The sequence below is a fragment of the Frankia sp. CeCAU1 genome, assembly GCF_977971845.1.
The window spans coordinates 10,699-11,489 of the sequence record NZ_CDWWXA010000120.1; the positions used below are offsets into that span (position 1 = coordinate 10,699).

The following is a 791-nucleotide window of genomic DNA, read 5'->3' on the forward strand; positions in this document are numbered from 1 at the left end:
CCGGAAATCCCGGCGGTGCCCACCACGAGCTGAACGAGATCGAACGGGCAGCCCGCACAGGCAGCGACGCCCTGATCCACGGCGAGCGCATCTCCTTCCGCGGATTCATCACGGCGGATAGCGAGTACCCAAAAGCCGCTCAATGGATGCGTGTCGTTATGCTCGACGATGGCACCCGAAACCTGGTGGCCGCCGGCCGCTGGGAAGAAGCAGCAGCGCACGCAGCACGATACGACGATGCCCAGGAAATGCTCCGAGAATCCCGCCAGGCACGCATCATCGCCCACGTCCGCAGCGGGCACACCGATCCGGCACTAGCCCTTATTGACAGCAGCGTGGTGAGCCAGCCCTGGGAAACCGCCGTAGCGGCATGCCTTCGCGCTTACATCAACATCGGGGCCGCTCGGCGGGACAACATAGACCTCGAAGCCCTGCTCGGTGCGGTCCGGTCCGCTCGTTTCTCCTGCGACCGGCCAACAACGATGTTCCATCTCCGACTTGGCCTGACCGCAGTCGACCTCGCCTCATCTGCGGCAGTCAACGAGGGGATCGATCTCCAGTGCGCTGAGCTGATCGACATGGCCGAGCATTCCGCGGACGCCTTCGTCGCCCGGGAACTACTGGGCAACCCGGTCTGCCGGGCGCGGATGACATCGACCCAGACCGGCGAGCTCTCGGCGTACGTCGCGCGAGCCGGCTTGGACGCAGGGTCGATTCCTGGAGCAAGCCGGGACGACCTGCTCGCATCAGTCCAGACCGCCACGACCGTGCTGGTTCAGGCCCTCGACGTA

Annotated in this window: 1 protein-coding gene; it reads left to right on the plus strand. The window is 65.4% G+C overall.

Features of this window, described 5'->3' with window-relative positions:
- On the plus strand, positions 1–791 hold a 791-nt coding region (locus tag AC08OO_RS18220), incomplete at both ends, for a hypothetical protein (RefSeq protein WP_476618810.1).